Below are 25,710 nucleotides of genomic sequence, written 5' to 3'. Positions count from 1 at the left end.
TATTTTACATTTCAATCATTAAACATTGTAATTGAAAAGACAACAGGATCAGTGGCAGACTCATCATATATGAGCCTGCCCACTTATTCCCAATCATTTAATCAGCTACCTATTGAAAAAAGATCCCAGCTAAAGAGGACAAACGATTAAATTATCGAACAATGCCATTCCTGAATGACCATTAGCCAAACCAACAGTACCTTTAGAGAAGGCAGCATCTGTCAATGTCCCCATCAAATTTCCATCCATATATACCTGAATAGAAGAATCTTTCAACTCTATCCTTATCTTATAAGCTGTCTCTTTCAGCATACTATAACATGGATAACTAGCCAACGGAGAAGTATTTTCAGTACCGTTTACCACTTTATAAATATCAATTGTACTCCGGTAATTACGAAGCAAATTAACTTTTGCAATATAATAGTTCTTTCCACTATCGTCAGCACAGAACACCAATCCCGGAATGGCAACCTCCGACTTACAAGTTACTTCTGCCTCAAGGAAATAATTTTTCCAGTCACTTCCTCCTTTTGCAAAAACAACCCTATTATTCTCGACGGATAACTTGCCACTGGTTACTGAACTACCTGCCGCATTATCTTTCCATTTTGATAAATCAGAGCCAAATCGCTCCTCAAACATAGGATTAGTGCGTGACGGACCACCACTGTATATTAACTTTCCGGCAGCATCATAAACCCTGTTAGACTCATCAAAAGCCAAAGGATAAGAATAAAAAGTAGTTGCTTTATTTCCCATGTGAATTTCAGAATTCTTCACGATGCCGCTATTAGCGGGATATCCTATATTAAAAATACGATTATCATCCACTCTATTGTTACCTTCAAAATAGCAATCATCCACCACATTACCCGCATTAGCTCCCGGCCAAGTTCCACCAAAACACAATAACCCTGCAGCATCATTATTAAGGAATCTGCATTTACGAACCGTCACGTTCTGGTTGTCCGACTCAAAGTCAAACCCTTGTCCGTCGGGACTGCTGCCCTTTATCGTATTAGAGAATGTACAATTTTCAATCAAGGAATCACTAACACGGGACACTTGGAACCCAGCCACTCCCCAATACATGCCGACTCCCTGATATCCGGTTTCGTCAACCAGCAAATCACGGGCATCCAGTTTACTCACACAACTGATACAAATTCCTCCAGTACGATAAGAACGGGTAACATCACAATTGGTTATTTTCACATCATAAAAACTGTTCGATGTCGTTTTATCTTTTCCATGATAGTTCCACTTTCCTGAAAAATCATGATCGCGGGAAATAAACTGAATACCAACATCACAACGGTCTATCTTCGTATTACGGATGGTGATATCCTCACAAATCCGGCTATTACCGTAAGCGTCAGAACCATTAATACAAATACCTGAAGCCATTACCAGATCCACAGGCATTTTCTGATCCCATCCACCACCCCATCCGGTAGTAGTTCCTGTTACCTGATGCACATAACAATCCTCAATCAGAATATACTTGTGGTTATACGTATTCTCATACCAGAATACAATCCCACCATAACAATTCATTATTTCCAATCCACGAATTTCATACCCGCTTCCATTCACAATCCGGATACCATATATCGTATTGTTACTATATCCCGGACTGATAATAGGCTTGGCCCCTGTTCCATACGTTCCAATCACAATCGGCTTTTCTCTCGTTCCGCTTCCTTTGGGCATCAACATTTGCCTTTGCCATACGTCGCTTGCACGCAACAGCAACTTACTTCCCGGTTTCAGTTCCAATTGAGAAACTTTAGTCAATGTCTTGAAGGGCGTATCTTCACTTAATCCGTCATTTTCGTCATTTCCCCGGCTAGAACTTATATAATAAGTTTTTCCATCAGCAGCTGATATTATATATGGAGCCGAATAACCAACTGATGTTCCTTTATCTCCCTCCACGGTAGCTTTTACTTTATATTCACCTTCGGATAAAGTTGAAGATAATTTTAAAACAAAAGCAGCCTTATTATCTGTCAGCTTTCCTGTTTGTTTTACCGGAGTTTCTAACGAGTGTCCATCTTCAGCTGCAACCAATTCTATCGTAACACCTGCATTATCCTTCACCTGTTCAGTTTCAACATCAACGCTAACTTCCACCTGTTCGCCCACCACAGAAAAATAAGAGCCCAATCTCACAGATGATACTGATTGTACACGCTTGTAAACTTCGATTTCAGCTAATTGCAAGATATAAGTATCTTTATATCCCGTCCATTCATTATTCGCAGAATAAAGATTTGTAGCGACCAGACGAACAAATTTTGCATTCACATCAGCAAAGGTATACTTACGAGGCAATGCATCTGTTACTTCTGTATGATTTTCTCCAGTAGCTACTATATTCCATTGTTTACCATCAACAGATGTCTGCAAGGTAAAGTCTACAGGAAAACCAGCATGAATGCCATCGTAGCGGGGATACACCCAAATAGAGTTTATCTCCGATTCCTTGGTTAACTCAATCTGAACCCATTCTGTATGATTCTCCGTAGAACCGACGCTACTATAATACCCTTGATTCTCGGCAGCCTCAATTTTTCCGTCAATAAGATAGAAAGGGGCTCGTCCTGAATCAAAACTGGAAGCGGTAGCCACACCGCCCAATGCTAAATTCTTCACATCGGGCACTTCTTCAACGGGTGGCTCCGGCGTTGGTTCCGGTGCAGGTTCAACCATATCGTTATCCGAACAAGACAGAACTTGCAGCGAAATCAACACTAGAAACATAAAATTCAAGATTCTATTTATCATATTTTTCTAATTAACAACATTAGTATTGTAAACACAGAGCTCTGCAAATTGCATCGTGTACACATCTTGCCAACCTGTCCACATATTATTAGCTGAAAATAACTTAGTAGCTATTATCTTGACATATCCGCCATGCACAGTTTCAAACTTAAAAATTTCCGGCGTTGGAGTTTCGGGAGTATATGCAGGAACTGGATAATCTGTTTTTGACACAACCTCTTTCCACTCCTCTCCATCTACCGATACCATTATCCTAAAATCAATAGGAAAACCATCTACCCCTTCTCCACCATATTTAGGATACAACCATACTTCATTAAAATCATCTTCACGCGTCAGCTTCACATTCACCCATTGAGATTCACTAGATGATGAAGACCGTGTACCGAAGTAAGTCGTGTTGCTATCCGCAAAATTTCCATCAACCAAGAACTGACCCCCATGCCCATCTTCTTCACTAATAGCCTGAACAAATCCTCCTAATGCAAGATTAGGTTCATTCGGGTCTGGCTCCGGCTCTGGTTCCGGGTCAGGATCAACACCTGTTTCATCATTTAAATAGACCTCTATTTCCTTCAACTGTATATAATATACATCTTTATCACCCGTCCACATATTATTAGCTATAGCGAGTTTAGTGGCAGTCAATCTCACATACAAAGCAACCACAGGATCAAAATCAAACTTCTGCGGATCAGCAGTCGTTGCTTCATAACCCGTTTTCTCCACAACAGAAGTCCATGTTTTAGCATCGGTAGAAACCTCCAGCTTAAAATCTTTAGGAAAGCCCTCATTTGCAGCTCTCGGATAAAGCCAGATAGAGTTAATCTTTTGTTTCTGTATCAGTTTTATCTGTACCCATTCTTCATGGTCCACACCAGTCTGATAAGTTCCGAAATATTCTTCATTTCCCTGAATTAAACCATTAATCAACAATGCAGCGCCATGATCGCCATCCTGCTCACTCCCCGACAAAGCAATTCCTCCTTTTGCCAAATTCTCATTTACTTTCTCCACCACATCACCGTCATCGCCATCTCCATCATTGTCCACATCCTGATAAATCTCACCGGGAAAATATCTGTCTTCCGAACAACTTGAAATATAACAAGCACAGAATAACAGAAATACTATATATGCTATCTTTTTCATATTATATTCATTTAAAATTAAAACAATTACCAGCCCTCATTCTGATCAAGTTTCGGATTCAGATCCCTTTCCGCCTCCGGTATAGGCCACAAATAAAATTTCTCCGGGAAAGAACGAGTAAATAATTTTTCACCTGTAAACTGATACACATCATGATTCAACCCAAAAACAGGATCATTGGTATGTGCAGTTCTCCAACGTCTTACATCAAAGAACAAGTGTCCCTCTCCGGGAAACTCATGAAAACGTTCCATTCTGATGGCTTTACGCATAGCCGTTTTATCCAATCCGGACAGTTCGTTCAATCCCGCTCTTTTCCTAACCCGATTCACCGCATCATAAATATCATCATCGGGTGCTGCCAATTCTTCATTCTTAGCTTCGGCATACATTAGTAATACATCAGCAAAACGAATCAGCGGTATATCTGTCGGTCCCTGATAAGCCCAATATCCCTCATCACCAACACAAACAAATTTACGCCATGAATAAGTAGCAAAATCATTGAAAGTCACTCCTAATGCTTGCGGGTCATCATTGACATGCGCTTCATAAGGCCAATACACTTTAAAATATTTACTATCCTTTCCATAATAGGTAGCAGAAGGCAAAATCATATTTACGCTAATACGTTTATCCAGTCCTTTAGGAGAATTGATAACATCATCATACCACTGTATCAAATCATTACCAAAAGTCACTTCATCCTGATAATCGCTTCTTTTAGGCCGTGTGCTCAAATCAATAGGACTTCCATCAGCATACGTACTGGTTTCAAAAGGAATATGTGATCCTAAACTGTAAGATTCTCCGTTTATAAAAGAGGAACGGTTTCCATACCAACTATCATAAGCTGTACCATAACCAATCTGTGCTATAAATGACAATGCATAAATATATTCAGTATTTCTTTCGTATTTCCAATCGAAAAGCTTCGCATAATCTTCAACCAAATCATACTTATAAGGTTCTTCCATCAGCTTGTGCAATTCCACAGCTGCATCTCCCCAACGCTGATCGTAAAGATAGGTACGCCCCAGCATTGCGACTGCTGCACCTTTCGTAATTCTACCGTTTTCAGAATCACCATATTCCAATGGCAAACGTTCAATTGCATCTTTGAAATCCTCTATCACAAAATCCCTCACCTGATCTGCTGTATTACGGGGTAAATATGTATCAGTGGGGTGAGTTGGTTTATCTAAAATAATAACACCACCATAAAGCTGCCAAAGCATGAAATAAGAAAATCCTCTAAGAAAACGAGCTTCCCCAATCATTCTTTCCCGAAGTTCTGGAGTGATATTGGGATTATCCGTCAGATTTGCAATAGCGTCATTAGCAGCATTAATCACCTTATAATACTCCACATAAGCTGACAAGAAAATGCCATCACGAGTAGTAGCTGTGCCCATCTCAATGTTAGAATTACGGAAATAATCGTATCCATCAGGACCAAAACAAGTAAAATGATAGCAATATCCCTGCATCGCCCATCCATTCTTAGTCAGTTTATAAACGCCATTCAATTGCATGTTCGCATTAGCATCCGAAGTCCACACTGTACTACCCGACAAATCATTATACGGCGAACGATCTAAGAAGTCCGTACAGCCAGTCAACAAAAGAGCAAAAACCGATATAATATAAAATATTGATTTCATAACTAATTAAAATTTAATGTTAACACCTAAAGATACAGTTTTCAATATAGGATAACCCACATCTCCATTCATTTCCGGATCCATTCCCGGATAAGAAGTGATTGTGAAATAATTCTCCAAATTACAATAAGCTCTGATACGCACTTTAGGAATCAAATTCTTGGGTAGAGTATAACCCAGCTGAAGTGTCTTCAATCTTAAGAAACTGGCGTCATACAGATAATAATCGGACACTTGATTATTTTTCTCATTACTTGCATAAAGTTTAGGTATATTAGTATTCCGATTTGTTTCCGACCATTGATTTTGAAACTTCTTCAAGAATAGACGTTCTGTGTCCGCATTTGTCAGACTGAAAATTCCTGTACTAAGATATCGATCCCATCCTGCCACTCCTGAAAACAAGGCACTAAGATCAAAATTCTTATAAGAAAAAGCGATTGAACCACCAAATGTGAATAAAGGAAGCGGCTGTCCTTTGAGAACTCGGTCTTTATCATCTATTCTCTTGTCGTTATTCAAATCTTTATACAAGAAGTCACCAGGTTCAGGACGAGACGGTGAAAAAGTCCATCCCTCACTCACCAACTTGTCAATTTCGGCTTTGTCCTGTACAATATGATCTATTTCTCTCATATAGAATTTCCCAATAGGTTGTCCTTCGGTCCATACAGTAGCTCCATTGATTTCAAGATAATCGCCCTTATAATCTATTATTTCATTACGATTGTATGCTCCATTTACAGAAACTGCAAATCCTAAATCACCAAAATTCTTATTATAAGAAGCAGAAAACTCAAAACCTCTGTTACGAACTTTTGCACTATTTATCATCGGAGCTCCCAAACCACCATTTACATACGGAATAGGATTTCGATACAAAATACCATGCGTCAGCTTGTTATAATAATCAAATGTTAAAGAAAGGCTTCCAAATAAGTTCACATCTAATCCCAAGTCAACGACATCCGTCTTTTCCCAAGAAATATCCCGATTCGCAATTGCTGTAGTCCATACTCCTTGCTGAATAGCATCACCAAAAGAAGTATTTGCAGGACTATATACATTCTGCCAGTCATAATTACCAATGCCATTATTACCCAAACGTCCCCACGAAGCTCTGATTTTTAAATTATCAACAATTGGTTTAAGGTCTTCCCAAAAAGCTTCTTCTGATATTCTCCATGCGGCAGAGAAAGAAGGGAAAGTTCCCCAACGATTTCCCGGTGCGAAACGAGATGAACCGTCCATGCGTACATTAGCTTCAAACAGATATTTACCGGCATAATCATAATTTATACGCCCGAAATAAGACCTCATGGCATAGTCGTCCTTTCCACCATCCGAACTCTGCAAATCAGAAGCAGCGGTCAATACCGGAGTAGAAAGACTTATCAAGCCTGCCTTGCGAGCATTAAACCACCAGCTTTTACAATATTCCTGATTATATCCAACCAGTACACCTACATTATGTTTCTTAGCAATCGTTGTATTATAAGTTGCAAATAAATCAATCACATATCTATCACTATTACTATCCATATTGGTTATAATCCCCTGTCTTCCTGTAGTTATCTGTTGATCCAAACGGAAATCCCAACGCGGAGAATCTGTGTCGACTATATTTTCTTTGTAGTTATAAAGATCTCTAAAATAGCTTGCATTGATAACCAAACCTTTCATAGGAGTCAACACCGCAAACACTTTACCAGTGAAACGGCGCTTATTTTTTTCACCTTGTAGAGCTTCCAATATCCACAACGGATTATTTTTATCTCCCGTTCCTGTCTGCCCTGTACCATACCTTCCGTCCGGATGGCGAGGAACCATACCCGGTGTTGTAGAATAGAACCATTCCAAAGCTCCATTTATATTACCAGCATCATTCACACCTAGCATGCCTGATACGTTTACACCTACCTTCAACCAATCATTTACTATAAAATCTGTATTGGTTCTCAAATTTACGACTTTATAAGAAGTATTATTCATCAAACCATCATTGTTCTGAAAATTGACAGAGGTATATGAAGAAACCTTGTTATTTCCACCTCTCAAAGATATTTGATGGGTTTGCACCATATTGGTATTCAACAGTACATCCCACCAATCCGTATTCGGATATTTTATTGGATCAACCTTTGACTGTTCTCTCCATAAATTTATAAAATCATCTCTGTACAATTCTCCTCTCTGCGAGTTCCTTGCCACCTGATTACATAAATCCATATAATCAGCAGTATTGCTTACCAATTCAGGAAGTTTTGTCGCCCCATTCCAGCCTACACTCCCACTATATTCAAGTTCTATCTTCCCGTTTGTATTCTCACCTGTTTTAGTTGTTATAAGAATAACACCGTTAGAAGCTCTGGAACCGTAAATAGCAGCAGATGCGGCATCTTTCAAAACAGTTACAGAAGCAATATCATTGGCACTAATTTGTCCGATTTCGCCAGGTTGTCCATCAATTAAAATCAACGGGTCCTGACCGGCATTTAGGGAGCCGACCCCTCTTAGACGTAAAGTAGCTCCATCCGCTCCGGGAATACCTGAACCTTGTCTCACATTCAAACCGGGCATCGTACCAGATAAGGCACTAGAAACATTAGTGATAGTTCGGGAACTTGTCAAATCATTATCAAAGTTTACATTAGCTACGGAACCTGTCAGGTTTACTTTTTTCTGTACACCATAACCAACTACCACCACTTCATCCAACATCGCCATATTTTCGATCAAAGTGATTGTCAGAGGTTTATTTCCGTCAGTCTTGATTTCCTGCTTTTTATAACCGATATAAGAAACGTCCAACCACACCTCTTTTCCGGCTTCGACATACAATACAAAGTTCCCATCAACATCGCTGACTGTTCCCACACTGACACCTCTAACAGCAATCGTTGCGCCAATAATGGGTTCTCCATTAACATCTACCACCTTTCCGGTTATTTTCTTCTGATTTTCCGTTTTAAGCAATTGCTTGTTAGATAAAATAATGCTTTTATCCAGTACTGAGTAGGCTACATCCGTATTTTTGAAAAGTTCGTCTAGTATTTTAAAGACATTCTGCTTATTAGCCGTTATAGACACACGTCTGTGGACATCCACTTGTTTACTGTTATAGAAAAATACAAATTCAGTTTGTGCCTCTATTTTATTCAAGACACTTTCAACAGTTTGATTCTCCACATTCAATTCCAAAATTGTGTTTTGAGCATAGGTATTCGCTGCGCTGATACATCCCACGGAGATGCACAACATAATAATTAATAATCTCATAGGCAGTGGAATTTTATTTAAGGTTACGCATAGTAACTTTCCTATCCAAAAAAATTGGATACTACAATGTTTTTGCATAAATTTGCTGGACTTTTAAATTTAAAAATAAAGTTAACTGCACTTGTCTGCAAACAAGTTGGTTTAATGAATTTTTATATGGGGAAAAATACTGCAATATTTTTTCCCATATTTTTGTTTTAAGGCGGATGTGTTTTCATATCATAGTCTTTTTTAGTTAATAAATTTCGATAACGCTCTTTCCTTTTACGACTTCTTCTCCTTTCCTGGTGGTTTCAATATACTTATATTTTATTCCTGAAGCTATTTTAAAATGTTCCAGAATCCTATCCAAACGCTGATCTATAAAAGTACCGGTAAAGCAATACTCTTTCAACAATGAGTTTGTAAGCTGAAAGTCAACTTCAAATCGCTTGCTTAAAATCCTTAAAGCATCTTCAATCGGAGTGTCGCGGAAAATAATCTTTCCGCTTTTCCATGCTATATCCGATTCGATGGAAGTATCCGTACATACCAACTTTTCACTCCCGAAGTCATATACCACTTTCTGCCCAGGAATCATCATATGCACCGTCTCCTGACCTTGTTGGCGGCAATGGAAGTTCACTTTACCCGTTACCAGACTGGCCGCTACGAAATCGTCTTTCGGATAAGCATCCACATTAAATTCCGTACCTAAAACTTCCAGTTGCACATTATCTCCCACGTTAACCAGAAATCGCCTTCCGGCATCCTTCCTTACTGAAAAATAAGCTTCGCCCTCCAGTTCGACTTGTCGGTCACTCTCGGTAAAACGAACCGGATATTTCAAATAGGAAGCAGAGTTCAGCCACACTTGAGAGCCATCCGGTAAAGTAATCTGCGAAATCATTCCGGGATTTGCACGGATCTCAACATACTGGTCTACATCGGCATCCTGACTGAAAAAGAAATAAAGAGAAGAGATTAGCAATGGGATGGACAAAATAGCTGCAACTCTCATTGTCCATTCCCACCAACCTCTTTTCATCCGTTTAGACAATCTCTTATCAACCTTTACTAATGCCTTTTTTGCATCTACCTGACTCAAAGTTTGTACAACATCGGTTGCACGATATAGGTATAATATCTGTTTGGCAGTTTTCCTGTTTTCTTCAGAGAGAGAAATCCAGGTTTCTACCTGTTCTTTTTCTTCGTTCTCCAATACTCCGGAAAAATACCGGAGTAACATGGCTTCATCCATTGCTATATTTAATTCTCTATTCATTTTTCCCTGTTTTACTAATATGACTGGAAACTCGCGATAGTTCCTAAACGAAAATGCAACTTTTTTTAGAAAAAGCTGCATTATTTATTTTAAACCACTGGAAATCAATACAATTTATTTAAAAAGGAAATAAGGGAAAATAGCTGCAATCAGTGGCAAATAATCTTTGAGTTCTGTTCGAAGAATCTTCAAAGCCTGCTGAATACGATAATCTACAATCTTGGTAGATACATTCAGCTCCTGCGCTATTTCCTTATAGGTTTTATCTTGATAACGACTCATTTCAAAAGCAACACGATATGTTTCCGGTAACTGTGCGACTGTTCTTTCTATTTTCGTCATCAATTCTTCGGCAATATAAAAATCAGGATCTTCAAAAGTCCCCTGCATTTCTGTTGCCAATACATGTTCGCAGAAACGTTTTTTAGTATAGTTCTTATCAATCAATGCCAGACATTTGTTTTTGACAGACTTGAATAAATAACTTCTTAGAGAAACTTCTATCACCTGAAACGATCTGTTTTCCCATAACCAGACCATTATGTCCTGAACGATCTCTTCCGCATCTTCCATGGACACATAATATTTGCCAAAAGCACATAGCACAGGGTAATATTTCAAAAACAAGGTATTAAAGGCTTCCCTATCCCCTTTTTTCATTTGAGAATAAAGCTCAAAATCTTCTGTCATCACCAATTTATCCATCTAGTTTTTACGATTTTAAGGAATTAACCATGCTATTACATGACGGCAAATATAGGCAATAAAATATTAAATGGGATACCTTTACCACATTTTTCAATTCAGATATCAATTAATGAAGGGCAGCCAAACGAACGTAGCGTGCTTCCCGGTAATCTTATTTCAAATCCTCAAAATAAGTATCGAGCAGACTTCTTGCAGCTATAAACGAAGTCAGGTTACCTTTCAATACCTGCTGTTCTTTTTCTAAAAGCATTGTTTCAATCTTCGGATTATGATAAAAGCTGTCACGAAGTTGTTCATTAATGCTTTCATACATCCAGTATTTACTTTGTTCGTTGCGGCGATATTCAAAATAGCCGTTTTCTTTCACGAAGTCAATGTATTCGTAAATCATGTCCCAGACCTCCTTCACTCCCAGGTTATAAAAGCCGGAGTAAGTCAATACTTTGGGAGTCCATCCGGATTCAGGCGCAGGAAACAGATGCAATGCATTACGGAATTGAGTGGCAGCCAACTTGGCACGTTCCAGATTATCTCCATCGGCCTTATTGATAACGATGCCGTCCGCCATTTCCATAATACCACGCTTAATCCCTTGCAGTTCATCGCCCGTACCGGACAACTGAATCAACAGGAAGAAATCAACCATCGAGTGAACAGCCGTTTCGCTCTGTCCCACTCCTACGGTCTCCACAAAAATCTTATCGAATCCGGCAGCCTCACAAAGAATAATCGTTTCACGTGTTTTGCGTGCCACTCCTCCCAAAGAACCGGCTGACGGACTAGGGCGGATGAACGATTTAGGATGTACGGAAAGCTGCTCCATACGGGTTTTATCTCCCAAAATACTGCCTTTACTACGCTCACTGCTAGGGTCGATGGCCAATACCGCCAGTTTGCCCCCCTTTTCGAGCACGTGCAGACCGAATACATCTATGGATGTACTCTTTCCCGCACCGGGAACGCCGCTAATACCAATCCGGATCGAATTTCCGGAAAATGGCAGACATTTCTCAATGATTTCTTGTGAGACAGCCTGATGTTCAGGCTTTACGCTTTCAACCAATGTCACAGCCTGACTCAATATAGTGACATCACCTTTTACGATACCTTCTACAAACTCTGCTACTGAAAGCTGGCGTTTCTTAGGTTTCCGCTTTAAGTAGGGATTCACAGATGAGGGTTGCTCAATGCCTTTATTGACAACAAGCCCCTTATATTCTTCACTATTTTCAGGATGTTCCATAATCATAGGATTTAGCGTTTGATATTGATTTCGACTTTCGGGCGTAACGGATCATTTGTTATCATCAGGATACGTAAATGATGCTTCTTATTACCTACGTCACGCTTACGAATAGTTACTTTGAGCTTCGTCATTCCATCCGGAGGAAGGACTGTCTTCTTCAGGCTCACTCCTACCGATGAATTGAATACCTGCAACTTACTGATGACTAACGGAGTCTTTCCGGAATTAGCTATCAATATATCATGGCTTACCTTATTCTTCTTTATCAACGGGATACTAAGATCAATATCCGTTTCCGAAATGTGCATGGCAGGAGCGTTCAAAGAATCTTTTTCCGTCATACGTGAGAAGTCGGGAAGAAGAATGGCCGAAACCGGTATTTCATTATCTTCGCTCACCTTATCACCGGAGAAACGGGAAAGGTAGACAGAAGTCTGTGTCAATCCGTAATCTTTTAGCTGGCTTGCATCCAGCGTCAGTTTGATAGTTCCTTTCTTGCCTTTCAACAAGACTTTGGGTTCCGCTTCCATTTTCAGATAAGGAGGCAGATGCATCAATACCGGTTCGTAAGGACGATCCGAAAGATTGGCGATATCAAAGGTCAATGAAGGCTGCTGTCCGCGATAGACATCGGGGAAAGCAAACTCATCACGATCTAAACGAATATTTCCGATTGTATAAGGAAGTAGCTTTGTATAATCTTTTATTTCCTGCACTACTTCACCGGTAAACTTCAGATAGACCAAGCTCGGACTGGCATTGCTATATATTCCTATCGACTTTTCAAAATGTCCTAACGCTTTTGCGTCAAAAGAAGCTTTTACGACTCCTTTTCCTCCCGGAGCAATCGGTTCTTTGGTCCAGTCGGCCACGGCACAGGCACAAGAGGTTGTGACGTTGGTCAGTACCAATGGCTGGTTTCCCGTGTTAGTGATGGTATATTCCACTGTCACCGGACGTTTCCACTCAATTTGTCCGAAGTTATGTGTCTCTTTATTTGAAGAGATACGAGGTTGGGCAACGGCTGCCAAAGCGACAGTAAGTAAAGATAATATAGATAGTAAACTACGTTTCATGCGATATTTTTTATTTTGGTGCACAAATGTAGGGGTTTTAGATGAGTTTTTCACCACAGATTACACAGATTAACACAGATTGGGAAAAGACTTTACTTAATAGCAGTCCTTGTAAGCCCCTGTTTATAAGAAAAAAGTTCCTCACCGACGAAGGATGCCTTCCTCGGTGAGGAACACCCTCTTCATCGGTGAGGAACGCCTCGCTCGTCGGTGAGAATAAAAATCCCCTGCCGGAACTATTTAATAATAATTGTCATCGAAGCAGAATGCGAAGCGTATTCCGGTGCATAAGCACACTGCATAGTTGCCAAACCTGTTTCGTAAGTTCCTGCACGACTGACACGGTAACTATATTCCAACACGTATACACCCTTTCCTAAATGATCGAAGAAGAAATTAGTCGATGCATCTTTGATGTCTACGTAATAGCCAAGCCCGTTGTTCCAACGATAACCGGAGATACTGCCGATCGGTTCGAAACAAGCGCCCCGCTGATCTTTCAACTGTACAAAGTCCATCGGACGGTCTACGCGGATGCTCAAACGGGAAACGACTTTATCACCTACCTGAAGAACCGTTTTGGCAGTAATAGGCTGTAATTGAGGCACGTTATTCATCGTACGCTCTACATACAACTGTTTCTCAACATTCAGGTCACCGCCCTGTTGTTTCACATCACTGATAGGAGATTCAAATTCTGCATACACAGCTCCCCAAGCAATACCCGGATTTCTCTTTTCCACTTCAATCTTGCGGGCATCCACTACATTCTTCTGTGTGAAAGAACGTTTGATATATCCCAATCCGGGAACAGTCGTTTTACTTGGACTAACAGTTTCCAGCACCTCATTAGCAATCACGATCCGCACATTTCCCTGATTGTCGAGTAAATTAGTATCCTTCATCAGCAATGCAAATACCGCATCGGCAGTAGCTACCGGAGAATCCCACTGTTGTGTCTGCTTTTGCTTCAACAACCAAAGTTTCATTTCTTCCACTGTATCGGTATTGCCACCTGTCTGTTCCAGCGCTTCCATCACATCTACATGAGCCTGCATCTGCATTCCGCCCCATGTATATGGATTCTCGTTGAAAGCAAAGAACATTCCCTGTTCATCTGTCTTCGTCAGATGTTCTTTCAGAGAAGCGACAAATTCCTGCGCTTCCTTCTTGCGTCCGGCTTTATCAAGCACAATGGCGGCAATCGCTTTTGTATCCATCGAAGGAGAAGTCAGCAATTCTCCTACCTTAGAAAGATAATAGGTATAAGCCGCTTTATTGGCTGCGGGTACCTGCTCTCCCGAAATAGCGATGAGATACAAATATTGCAGAATACTGCCCGAAACGCCAGTAAACTTCACACCGTCTTTCTGTGCTTTCAGGATTTCCTTATACTCGTCCAAAGCTGATTGATGAAGGTAAGCGAAAGCCTTCTGTTGCAAGGAAAGAGCCGATCCGCTTAATTTCTCACCTGTCAGCATAGCCAGACGGGCATTCAGTTCGGCGATATAGGTAGTTACAGATCGACTCCCGTTCATTCCTTTATACCAGGACCATGCCCCATTTGAGTTCTGTAACTCCTGCAATCGAGTCAAAGCTGCGATATTATTACTACGGATGTTATTCAAATCAAACAAGGTGGCGATGCGCTCTTTCTGTTGCTCTTCCGTCTGTGCTTCGAGTACCCAGGGAGACTCGGACAAAATGATATTCTTCACTTCCTGATTCTTTTGCAGATTGCTCAAGAACGTTTCTTTCGTACCTCCTTGCAGTTTCCAACTTTCAAATACCGCTTTGATCTTCGGCTGACTGTTCATGATAAACGAAGCCAATGTATTGGCATAGTAGGCAGTAGCCCAGGAAATAGCATTATTACTTGTCGGAAGACTCAATGAAGGCAATGCCTGAACGGCATACCAAGCCGGGTTTCCTGTAAATTCAACAGTTAGTTTACGATCTGTGGCTGTTTTACTTTGTTGATTGAACAGATGATCGAGTGAGAAAGTACGGGTTTCTTCTCCACGCACTGGCATTGGAAGTGTCTCCACCAAATGCTCTTTATTGCTAAGAACCGGAAGCAACTGTTGTTCTCCATCGCTGAAAGTACCACTGTCGGCAATCATCCGGCATCCCACTATTTCGTATTTATCACTAACGATAAACTGGAAGTCCACACCCATTGTCTTTCCGGCAGCAAGGCTGAATTTCTGTTTTTGTGTACTGATAACCTTCTCTGTCATCGGGTCAAAAAGGACCAGACTGACCGTTCCGGCTTGCGGCTTACCAGTCATATTAGAGATAGAAGCTGCCAGAGAAGTCTTATCACCCACACGCACAAAACGAGGGAGATTAGGAGTCAGCATAAATTCTTTGCTTGTGGTAGCTTCGCCATCCAATGTTCCCGTCAACATTCCCTTTGTATGAGAATATCCACGGAAGTTCCAACGCGTCAGACTTTCAGGCATCGTGAATGAGAAAGAGATCTCTCCCTGTTCATTGGTGCGAAGTTGAGGATAGAAGAATGCTGTTTCTGCTAAATTGGTACGCAAGTCAGCAGATGCTTCGGGAAGCATTTCGTTGTCAGATGCCTCATCCGCTTTTTCTCCCGTGGGTATCATTTCCGATTGAAATTCAACATTAGTCATGGCATCAGCAGCCATAGCCGATTTCATCTTTGGCGCATTACTCCTTAAAGTTGCAACGTCCAATGTCGAAACGCTACCTGTCACCGTCAACTTTCTCGTCAAGCCATATCCTCTCACTATTACTTCACCCAAATCTCTTCCATTATTATAATAGTCCGATAGCATCACAAAATGGTCATACTCCAGTGATGGCACTTTGAGACTCTTCGTATTCCACCAGTAGTTGAATGAATTATTGCCGGAATATCCACTCATCCAGTTAGAATATGGGACAATCTGGTTATAATAGATTTGGAAATTCTGTTGCCGATTCCATATTTTATCCAAGGAAGCATCATACATCGTTGCCAGCATTTCCGCGTTAGCAGCTTGTCCTTGCGGCGTTTTAATCGTCAGCTTCCATTCTTCCTTTTGTCCCGGACGCAATTTATCACGGAACACTTCCCACTTCATAGTCAGTGTCTTATCAGGAATCCGTTTGGTCAGCCGCACCTGTTCCTGATAAACCTGTCCGTCCCTCACCATACAGAGATTCACAAAGACACCATCCCCATAACTTTCCCGATATGGATACTCGAAACGTACAATCGTATCTGACAAATTCAACGTCTTGCTCTCCAGCAATTTATCACCGGAAAATACATTCATCATCACATAAGCATCTTTTTTCGACGTACCGAAACAGAACACGGCCGGATGGGCAGCATCAAATTCCGTATTTGCACCATAGAACCACATCGTCGTTTCTACAGGCGGACGTTTGTCCTCAACAGAGAAAAGAATCGTGTTGGTGTCAGCAGTCACTTCCTTGCCCTGATTATCTTTCACTGATGCTTTCAGCACATAAGGTCCCGATGGAAGATTCTTCCAGTCAAGCGTCATGTCTTCATTAGAAGTAAAGGTTCCCGTTGCAACCGGTTTCTCTTCCAACTGCTTAAAGTCCTTGTCTTTGGCAGGGTACAAGTAATAATTCCCCTTCACCTCCACAGGTTGTCCATTCAGGTTCTGCACTTTAAACATTGTTTCGAAGGGTTGATCCTTGCAAGTCTTATCTTGCAATTCCACCTGCAAAATCAACGAACGGTTTCCTGCCGAAATCACGTCCGTAGAAGATTGTGTTTCACCTGCCACATTGGTAACAGTGGCCTCAATGGAATAACGATAATATACCTTATCATTATTCTTATAAGAGTCACTTTCCTGCAAACGAACCGGTATCGTGAATTCTCCATTCTCATTGGCCATCACTTCACCGGAAGCAATCTGCACAGATTCCGCAAACCGCCAAAGGCTGTATGCAGAACGCTTTACCGTATATTTCACCGGAAGATCCTGAAGCAGCACACCACTATAAGATTGTACCTTACCCTTCACCTGTACCTCATCACCCAGTTTGTAACTTCCTTGTTGCTTTTCAAAAGTGATATCAAATGTCGGACGTTTATAATCTTCTACCCGAATGCCTGTATGGTCTCTTCCCGCTTTCAAAGAAAACATTCCGTTCAAACAGGCCGAAGGCAATGCGAAATCGGTGGTAAACGAACCGAACTCATTGGTACGTACCGACTTCTGCCCTACTTCCTGATTGTTTACATCCAATAAAGTCACCGTATATTCCTTGTTCGGAAGTACATTCGCCGTATCCGATTGTTGAGAATAAGCAATTCCCTTCACATACACAGTCTGTCCGGGACGATACAAAGAACGGTCGGTCAATAAAGTCATATTTTCAGTCACTTTATCTTCGTCGCCGTAATATCCGTAACTTCCTGCATAAATGCCTTGTTTCGGCATTGCCGTATCCGTCCCCTTGGAAGCTTTCAGATAGCGGTATTCGGATTTCCAGGGAAATACGACCTTACCCTCTTCGTTTGTCGTAAACTCCTGCAACACTTTTTCGTCATTACTGTACATCGTCACTTTCGCATGGGGAATAGGATACCCTGTCTGTCCATCCAGCGTCACCACTTGATACTGTTTGTCCGGCAAACGGCATGTCAGCACTTTGAAACGTGTTACATCAAACTTGCTTTCACTATCTCTCTTCGCACGAATATCCGGTATGATACGCATCACGTAAGATCCAAGTTCAGGAGCTTTGAATGTAAACACAGTGTCCTGCGTCTGATAATCTTTCGGACGAAGCACAGCGTAATGTTGTTCCTTTATCAGTTTCTTCGCCTGATAAAGACGGACAGTGAAACCATCCAGATTTTTGTGTGAGACCCTTAATTCTATCTCTTCGTTCGGAAAAGCCAAATCGGATGCATTAACATTCAAATAAGGAGCCAATATCTCTTCCCGAAGATTCTTCAAAGCATTGATTCTGCGATAGCCTGGATAAAGGCGGATTGCCCCATCGCAAAGCTGCAATGCATTGAGCTGCTGTTGTTTTCCAATAGTATACCGGGCTTCTGCCAAATAGACTTCGGCACAGATCGGTTCGGAAGCATACTTGCTTTTCAATGTGTTCAAAGCTTTCAGATAAGTATCTTCCGTCAGTACCGGAAGTTCGCCCTTAGCCTGCAGAGGTCGAATATTCCGATCAGCATTCCATCTCCATTCCAGGTAGTTAAGTGCTGTCAACACATAACCTTCTTTTAATCCGGTTGCTTTATAAGCGGGAATCATATTCCCATAAATAGCTATTATATCTTGTTTGACCGGATTCACAGTACCGTCATTAGTAATCCTGTTACTCAATTCTTCCACCCGTTGCAGTGCTTCAATGCTACGGGAAGCCAATAAATGATACATATCATGGTGATAGTATTCGCTCGTTTCCCCCAGTTCTACAAAAGGAATATAGCCGCGTGAGGACGTTTTGAGCAGCAATACAGAATCGGCCAATGCCTCCTTTATATTTGTCCGCACTTTTTCGATGAACATATTGGCTGTCCATTCACGCATATCGGTAGCAGGTGTCTGATCTACGATTTCTGTCCGTTGGCGGAGTTGCCACTGATTGCTGGCTGCATAATCTGCATAGATTCCCGCTATCAAAGAGTGTAGGATGGCGCGATCCATTGGTTGGTCAGTCTGTTTCACCCATTGTTCCAGTCCTTTCAAATCAGCGTAAAGACTGTCGGGATTCAACATTTCCCGATATTTCATCCGCCACGTATATGCTTTGAGCATTTGTGGAGAGTTTTTCTCTTTTTCCCCTTTCTGATAAATCTCATCAGTCAGTTTTATCACAGTCTTAGGCAAGCTCTTTTTCTCCGCTTGCTCCACTTCTTTCCATAATTTGTCGAAAGTTTGTGCCTGTACCGCCGGAATCACTCCCAACCATAGCAGCACCATCATACAAATTTGCTTTACTTTCATAATCTTTCTAGTTTAAGTTTGCTATAAGTCTCACTCTTATAAATAACAAAGTAAGGAAATAAAGTTTAAAGATTTGTACTTTTTAGCTTAAAAAAAGCTTTTATCAAGCTATCAGCCCCATACCATATTGTATAAACATTAGCCTATTAATCAACTCGCTCTGGAATAAAATAAAAAGTCCAAAAACTGCCACTCGGTTTATTATTTAATTGAAAAGTTTATCTTCTGCAATAAGATTCACCTATCTCTTACAAGTTCATAAATGCAAAAGTATCTTGCACCTTACACTAAACCAGCGATAGTCAACTGATATACAAGTATTTGAAGCAGTGCAAGATACCGTTGCAGATGCGTGCAAGATAGAGGTATCTTACACACTGTCTCGTTTATAAGAATCCGGGCATATTCATAGAAGACACTCAATAATTTGCAGCACCTCTACATAAAATGACTTGTTCATGCCGGTGAATAAGCTGTTTTATGCCTTGAGACCAACAGTTTCAAGTAATGAAACTACCAGTTTCACACCGGAAAACTAAGTGTTTCAAGCGTATGAAACAAACTGTTCACAAGCTTGAAACTGATTTTCCCCTATGGAGAAGCCAATCGAAACCTTACGGAATACAATTAATTCATCCGTATCTATTATCTCGTTCAGCCTGTTATTCCAGATAATATTACGCCAGTTATCAGACACAAATACATCATCTTTCATGTATTAGTACCAGACAAATCAGCATACAACTTACTATAAATCAACTATTAAGCACTTATTACAGGTATAATTGTAGGGTGAGAGTAAAAATTACCCTCACCCTACAATCACAGTTACCCTCACCCTTTGTAACATCGATGAACAAAGGCTTTCAAGTGATTCGGTGAGGGTGTGATAGTAAAATCAGCCAAACTCGCATGTGATACATTCCAGCCCAAGTGGCAAAAGACAGTGTACCCAAACACAGAAATTAAAGGAGGAACTGACACTGAAACAGATCCCCCGCCACAGTTGTTAGCTAAAACAACTCTATATAAAATTTTAGATATAAAAAATGGGGATATCGTATTTAATAACGTATCCCCACTCTAAACTTAGTTAATGTACTTGTTCTCATTTCTCAATTCTGTACCCCCATGAAAGCATTTCATTACGACCTACTTCACTAAGGATTTTTCTAACTAAAGAACCCATTTTCTTTGCCATAATCTTTAAATCTTTTAAATTACTAATTCCTGAAAACTAAAAAATAAAACTTACTTGTTTGGTTTGGTATTAATTGTTGAATATCCCCAAACATGTACATCGGCTTCGCCGATCTTTCTAAACAATCTTTTTAAACTTTTCATTTTGTTATCCTCCTAATTACATGTTTTACAACACAAAAATACAGCCTTTGTTTATACATTGATCTAAAAAAGAGAGAAATTTATGTTTTATAGCATATTTCTTGATTTGCATCAATTGATTTATTTGTTATAAAGCAGAATTGTAATATACGCTGCAATAAATATAAAAAAAAGGCACAGATGAAATATCATCCGTGCCTTCACTATGGTCACCTATTATATAATAGGAGAATATTTATATAAAGAGAAATACGTTATTTCATTGGAGTTTGCTCCAAAGTTGCCACCAGGAAGTCATAGAACTTCTGTACGGTAGGAATCAACGCTCTTTCGTCCGGTGAATGCGGTGAACGCAAAGTCGGACCAAAAGAAATCATGTCCAATCCCGGAATAATAGCACCGATAATACCACATTCCAAGCCAGCGTGAATCACTTTCACTGCAGGTTCTACACCAAACTGTTGTTTATAGGATGACTTCATCGCATGCAAAATCGGAGAATTTACATCAGGTTGCCAACCGGAATATCCACCAGTCATTTCCACCTTCATACCTGCCATAGAGAAACAAGACTCCAAGCTGGTAGTCAGATATTCCTTCATGCTATCACTCGAGCTGCGAGCCAGAATCTTAATGGCAGCTTTTCCTTCACCAATCGTAATAATAGCAAGATTGGAAGAAGTCTCTACCGTATCCGGAACAGTAGGAATCATACGGGTCACACCGTTCTGACAAGCAAAGATTGCATCAATCAGATTGTCCTGAATCTCTTCAGGCACTTGACCCGCAGGAAGTTCCACACGTTCAGCCGTAAAGCTGATCGGTGTTTCAATTGCCGAATATTCTTCATTGAACAGGTCTTCGCAGTATTTCACCAAGCCCAATAGTTCTTCTTCATTTTCAGCCGGAATGGTAATAACCGCATGTGCTTCACGTGGGATAGCATTACGCATATTACCACCTTCCCAGCTAGCCAAACGGGCTTCATAGCTGGCAACCGCCTCACGAACGAAACGAACCAGCAACTTATTAGCATTGGCACGTCCTTCATTGATTTCCAATCCCGAATGTCCGCCACGTAATCCTTTCAATGTAACTTTCACTGCGATATCTCCTTCTTCGGGAGCTACTTCCTTATATTCCAGGGTAGCAGTTACATCCATACCTCCGGCACAACCAATATACAACTCGCCTTCATCTTCCGAATCCAGATTCAAAAGAATCTCTCCGTTCAGTGTACCCGGTTTCAAGCCGAACGCACCGTACATGCCGGTTTCTTCGTCTTTCGTGATAAGAGCTTCCAAAGGACCGTGTTTCAGGTCTTTTGCTTCCAACACGGCCATAATAGCAGCTACACCCAGTCCGTTGTCTGCACCCAGAGTAGTGCCTTTTGCTTTTACCCAGTCACCGTCTATATAAGTTTCAATCGGATCTTTTTCAAAATCGTGTACAGTATCGTTGTTCTTCTGCGGAACCATATCCATGTGCGCCTGAAGAATCACACCTTTCCGGTTTTCCATACCCGGAGTGGCAGGTTTACGGATAATCACATTACCTGCTTCGTCTACAAAAGACTCCAGCCCCAGCTCTTTTCCGAAACCTAAAAGAAATGCTGTAATCTTTTCCATGTGTCCTGACGGACGGGGAATCTGTGTCAACGAATAAAAATGCTTCCACACGTTCTGTGGAGCTAAAGAAAGAATGGTACTCATAATAAATATTTTAAAACTATTTTAAATCTGATAATTAAACAGTGCCAAGTTATGGAAAAGTTTTCAGATGACAAAGGAGGTTGGCAAAAACATGTAAGAATATACACTTTTAGCTAAAAATTTACGCCCGATGTCTATTGGTGAACGGCAGAGCAGCCAAGCCGTACACACCCAATAAAACAACCAAAAAGGTTTGAATACCGTGTACAATCAGGGCAAATATTCCGGCATCCGTCACGTTTACTCCATAAAGCATCATCATAGAAATGATGGCAAAATGCCAGGGTCCCGCTCCGTTAGGGGTAGGCACAATTACGGCAAACGTGCCGCCGACAAACATGACCAATGCCGCAAGGATACCCAAATGTGCCGTAAAGGCAAAGCAATAGAATGTAAAATAGAAATGGAGAAAGTAACAAGCCCAAATAGCCAGTGTATAAAAAATAAAGAGGGGAATGTTGCGCACGCCTTTTAAAGACATAATTCCTTCCCATATATTCAATACAAATCCTTTCACCCGTTCATAGAAGAACAACGTTTTTCTTAAATAATAAAGAAGTATCACCACACCAATAAAACAAAACAGAATGATATAAAACCACACTGAAGTCAACAGGTGGACTAATGAAGGGATTTTCGTTCCGGTCTGCTGAAGGAAAGTGACGAATATCGGTAATTGGAGCAATACAGTGATGCCTGTGATGAGGAGAATAGTCAACGTATCGACCAACCGCTCCGTAACGACTGTTCCCAACGACTTGGCAAACGAGACATTATCATATTTCGCCAACACTCCGCAACGGCTCACCTCCCCGATCCGGGGAACCACCAGACTGGCAGCGTATGAAATGAAGATAGCATTCACGCAATCGCTCTTTTTCGGGAAAGCGTCCAACGGTTCCAATGTTTGTCTCCACCGCCAACCACGAAAGACTTGTGCAAACACTCCGAACAATAACGAGAAGAGCATCCACCACCAATTTGTACCGTGTAACAACACATCGCCCGCTTTTGTAAAATCAAAGTCGCGATATACCCAGAATAAGATAAAGCCGCCTAAAACAACCGGTAATATCAGTTTCAGCGTCTTTTTTAATAGTTTCTTCATCCTTAATTCTTCATTAGCTTCGCTGACACATCATTTATTTTTTAATAAATAGTGGTACGTTCTTCATTTAAAAGAATTACCTTTGTCAGCTGCAAAAGTAATTATTTAGTTGGTAAATGAAATTAGTAAAGCCTAAAAAGTTTCTCGGACAACACTTTCTGAAAGATCTGAAAGTTGCGCAAGATATTGCCGATACAGTCGACACCTTCCCCGAACTGCCTATTTTAGAGGTGGGGCCGGGTATGGGAGTATTGACCCAGTTTCTAGTAAAGAAAGACCGATTGGTAAAGGTCGTAGAAGTTGACTATGAGTCGGTTGCTTATCTTCGCGAAGCCTATCCGTCACTGGAAGACCACATCATCGAGGATGACTTCTTGAAAATGAATCTTCACCGGTTGTTCGACGGGAAGCCTTTCGTACTGACTGGTAATTACCCGTATAATATTTCCAGCCAAATCTTTTTCAAGATGCTGGACAACAAAGATATCGTCCCCTGTTGCACGGGAATGATTCAAAAAGAGGTAGCCGAACGTATTGCAGCCGGACCGGGCAGCAAGACATACGGTATCCTTAGCGTATTGATACAGGCATGGTATAAAGTGGAATATTTGTTCACTGTCAGCGAACACGTGTTCAATCCGCCTCCCAAAGTGAAAAGTGCTGTTATCCGTATGACACGCAACGAGACTAAAGAGTTGGGATGCGACGAAAAACTGTTCAAGCAAGTAGTGAAAACGACCTTCAACCAGCGACGGAAAACATTGCGCAACTCCATCAAACCTATTTTAGGCAAAGATTGTCCGCTCACGGAGGACATCTTATTTAATAAACGCCCGGAACAACTATCGGTAGCCGAATTTATCGATCTGACCAATAAAGTGGAAGAAGCATTAAAGACAGCCGGCAACGCCCAATAATTGGCGGGCAACAGTGAGCAGAGAACTGGATTTTGTAATTCGTAATTTGTAATTGACAACGATGAACGAGGAATACATTGACAACGTTAAACACCTTATTGAGCAAAAAGACGCCGACAAGGTAAAAGGTCTTCTCATCGACCTCCATCCGGCCGACATCGCCGAATTGTGCAATGACCTGAATGCGGAAGAGGCTAAGTTCGTCTATCGCCTGCTCGATAACGAAATTGCCGCCGACGTGCTTGTCGAAATGGACGAAGATGCTCGTAAAGAGCTGCTCGAAATGCTTCCTTCGGAGACAATCGCCAAACGCTTCGTTGACTACATGGACACGGATGATGCCGTAGACCTGATGCGTGAACTCGATGAAGACAAGCAGGAAGAGGTTCTTTCGCACATCGAGGACATCGAACAGGCAGGAGACATCGTCGACTTGTTGAAATACGACGAAAATACCGCCGGTGGTTTGATGGGTACGGAAATGGTACTTGTCAACGAAAACTGGAGTATGCCCGAATGTCTGAAAGAGATGCGGCAACAGGCGGAAGAACTGGACGAAATCTATTATGTATATGTCATTGACGATGACGAACGTCTGCGAGGTATCTTCCCGCTCAAAAAGATGATTACTTCCCCTTCTGTATCGAAAGTGAAACACGTGATGCAGAAAGATCCGATTTCGGTACACGTAGATACTCCCATTGACGAGGTAGTACAGGCGATTGAGAAGTATGACTTGGTGGCTATCCCCGTTGTCGACAGTATCGGTCGGCTTGTGGGACAAATCACCGTCGACGACGTCATGGATGAAGTCCGTGAGCAGTCGGAACGTGACTATCAGTTGGCATCCGGTCTTTCGCAGGACGTAGAAACAGACGATAATGTATTGAGACAGACCACCGCCCGCCTCCCCTGGTTATTAATCGGTATGATCGGCGGAATCGGCAACTCTATGATATTGGGTAATTTCGACTCCACCTTTGCTGCCCATCCCGAAATGGCACTGTATATACCGCTGATCGGTGGTACAGGAGGAAATGTCGGAACACAATCTTCGGCAATCATCGTACAGGGTTTGGCAAACAGCTCGCTGGACGCTAAAAACACGTTCAAGCAGATAACCAAGGAATCGGTAGTAGCTTTAATTAATGCCACTATTATCTCCTTATTAGTATACACCTACAACTTTATCAGGTTCGGCGCAACGGCTACGGTCACCTATTCCGTATCCATCAGCCTGTTTGCCGTGGTAATGTTCGCTTCTATTTTCGGGACACTGGTACCGATGACGCTGGAGAAGTTCAAAATCGATCCAGCCATTGCAACAGGTCCGTTTATAGCCATTACAAATGACATCATCGGAATGATGTTGTACATGGGAATAACCGTTTTATTGTCATAAAAACACGATAAACAAAAAAAAATAAGCAAAATAGTATGAAGTAATCGTTTTATTTCATTAATTTGTGACCCAA

At 41.2% G+C, this 25,710-nt stretch carries 14 protein-coding genes; 2 read left to right on the top strand and 12 right to left on the bottom strand.

Annotated elements, in window-relative coordinates:
* Positions 1-129: 129 nt before the first annotated feature.
* The 12 genes from DXA54_RS19910 to DXA54_RS19855 form a co-directional block, all read right to left on the bottom strand.
* Positions 130-2,793, bottom strand: a complete 2,664-nt coding sequence (locus DXA54_RS19910; protein ID WP_082194793.1) for a discoidin domain-containing protein — start codon at positions 2,791-2,793, stop codon at positions 130-132.
* A 6-nt stretch (positions 2,794-2,799) separates the two neighbouring features.
* Entirely contained in the window at positions 2,800-3,945 is a 1,146-nt protein-coding gene (locus DXA54_RS19905) for a discoidin domain-containing protein (protein WP_120080496.1), read from the bottom strand.
* A 26-nt stretch (positions 3,946-3,971) separates the two neighbouring features.
* The gene (locus DXA54_RS19900) at positions 3,972-5,609 is read right to left on the bottom strand and encodes a RagB/SusD family nutrient uptake outer membrane protein (RefSeq protein ID WP_120080494.1); all 1,638 of its coding nucleotides are present in this window, start codon (positions 5,607-5,609) and stop codon (positions 3,972-3,974) included.
* Positions 5,610-5,615: 6 nt separating this feature from the next.
* Positions 5,616-8,888, bottom strand: a complete 3,273-nt coding sequence (locus DXA54_RS19895; RefSeq protein WP_165863274.1) for a TonB-dependent receptor — start codon at positions 8,886-8,888, stop codon at positions 5,616-5,618.
* Positions 8,889-9,123: 235 nt separating this feature from the next.
* Positions 9,124-10,152, bottom strand: coding sequence for a FecR family protein (locus DXA54_RS19890; RefSeq protein WP_050554742.1), 1,029 nt, complete (start codon positions 10,150-10,152; stop codon positions 9,124-9,126).
* A 114-nt stretch (positions 10,153-10,266) separates the two neighbouring features.
* Entirely contained in the window at positions 10,267-10,857 is a 591-nt protein-coding gene (locus DXA54_RS19885; RefSeq protein ID WP_008020650.1) for an RNA polymerase sigma-70 factor, read from the bottom strand.
* Between the two features lie 154 nt (positions 10,858-11,011).
* A complete protein-coding gene (gene meaB / locus DXA54_RS19880; RefSeq protein ID WP_074638108.1) occupies positions 11,012-12,103 on the bottom strand; it encodes a methylmalonyl Co-A mutase-associated GTPase MeaB in 1,092 nt (363 codons plus the stop codon).
* 11 nt (positions 12,104-12,114) lie between these two features.
* Positions 12,115-13,182 (bottom strand): DUF1573 domain-containing protein, encoded by a 1,068-nt coding sequence (locus DXA54_RS19875; protein ID WP_004301426.1) that lies wholly within the window; start codon positions 13,180-13,182, stop codon positions 12,115-12,117.
* A gap of 236 nt (positions 13,183-13,418) precedes the next feature.
* Complete coding sequence (locus DXA54_RS19870; RefSeq protein WP_165863273.1) at positions 13,419-19,154, bottom strand: alpha-2-macroglobulin family protein; 5,736 nt, start codon at positions 19,152-19,154, stop codon at positions 13,419-13,421.
* 544 nt (positions 19,155-19,698) lie between these two features.
* Positions 19,699-19,869 (bottom strand): hypothetical protein, encoded by a 171-nt coding sequence (locus DXA54_RS28255; RefSeq protein ID WP_004301421.1) that lies wholly within the window; start codon positions 19,867-19,869, stop codon positions 19,699-19,701.
* Between the two features lie 883 nt (positions 19,870-20,752).
* The gene (locus DXA54_RS19860) at positions 20,753-22,210 is read right to left on the bottom strand and encodes an aminoacyl-histidine dipeptidase (RefSeq protein ID WP_004312095.1); all 1,458 of its coding nucleotides are present in this window, start codon (positions 22,208-22,210) and stop codon (positions 20,753-20,755) included.
* 121 nt (positions 22,211-22,331) lie between these two features.
* Positions 22,332-23,318, bottom strand: a complete 987-nt coding sequence (locus DXA54_RS19855; RefSeq protein WP_004315816.1) for a lysylphosphatidylglycerol synthase transmembrane domain-containing protein — start codon at positions 23,316-23,318, stop codon at positions 22,332-22,334.
* Positions 23,319-23,434: 116 nt separating this feature from the next.
* On the opposite strand from DXA54_RS19855, the gene rsmA reads away from it, so the two are divergent.
* Together rsmA and mgtE are read left to right on the top strand one after the other, a co-directional pair.
* Complete coding sequence (rsmA, locus tag DXA54_RS19850; protein ID WP_004312093.1) at positions 23,435-24,235, top strand: 16S rRNA (adenine(1518)-N(6)/adenine(1519)-N(6))-dimethyltransferase RsmA; 801 nt, start codon at positions 23,435-23,437, stop codon at positions 24,233-24,235.
* 61 nt (positions 24,236-24,296) lie between these two features.
* Positions 24,297-25,637 (top strand): magnesium transporter, encoded by a 1,341-nt coding sequence (gene mgtE / locus DXA54_RS19845; protein ID WP_004312092.1) that lies wholly within the window; start codon positions 24,297-24,299, stop codon positions 25,635-25,637.
* The last annotated feature ends 73 nt before the right edge of the window (positions 25,638-25,710 follow it).

The sequence above is a fragment of the Bacteroides sp. OF03-11BH genome (genome assembly GCF_003604005.1).
Lineage (GTDB): Bacteria > Bacteroidota > Bacteroidia > Bacteroidales > Bacteroidaceae > Bacteroides > Bacteroides ovatus.
The sequence above is the reverse complement of the archived record's forward strand: the minus strand, read 5'-3'. Positions and strand labels throughout refer to the sequence as shown.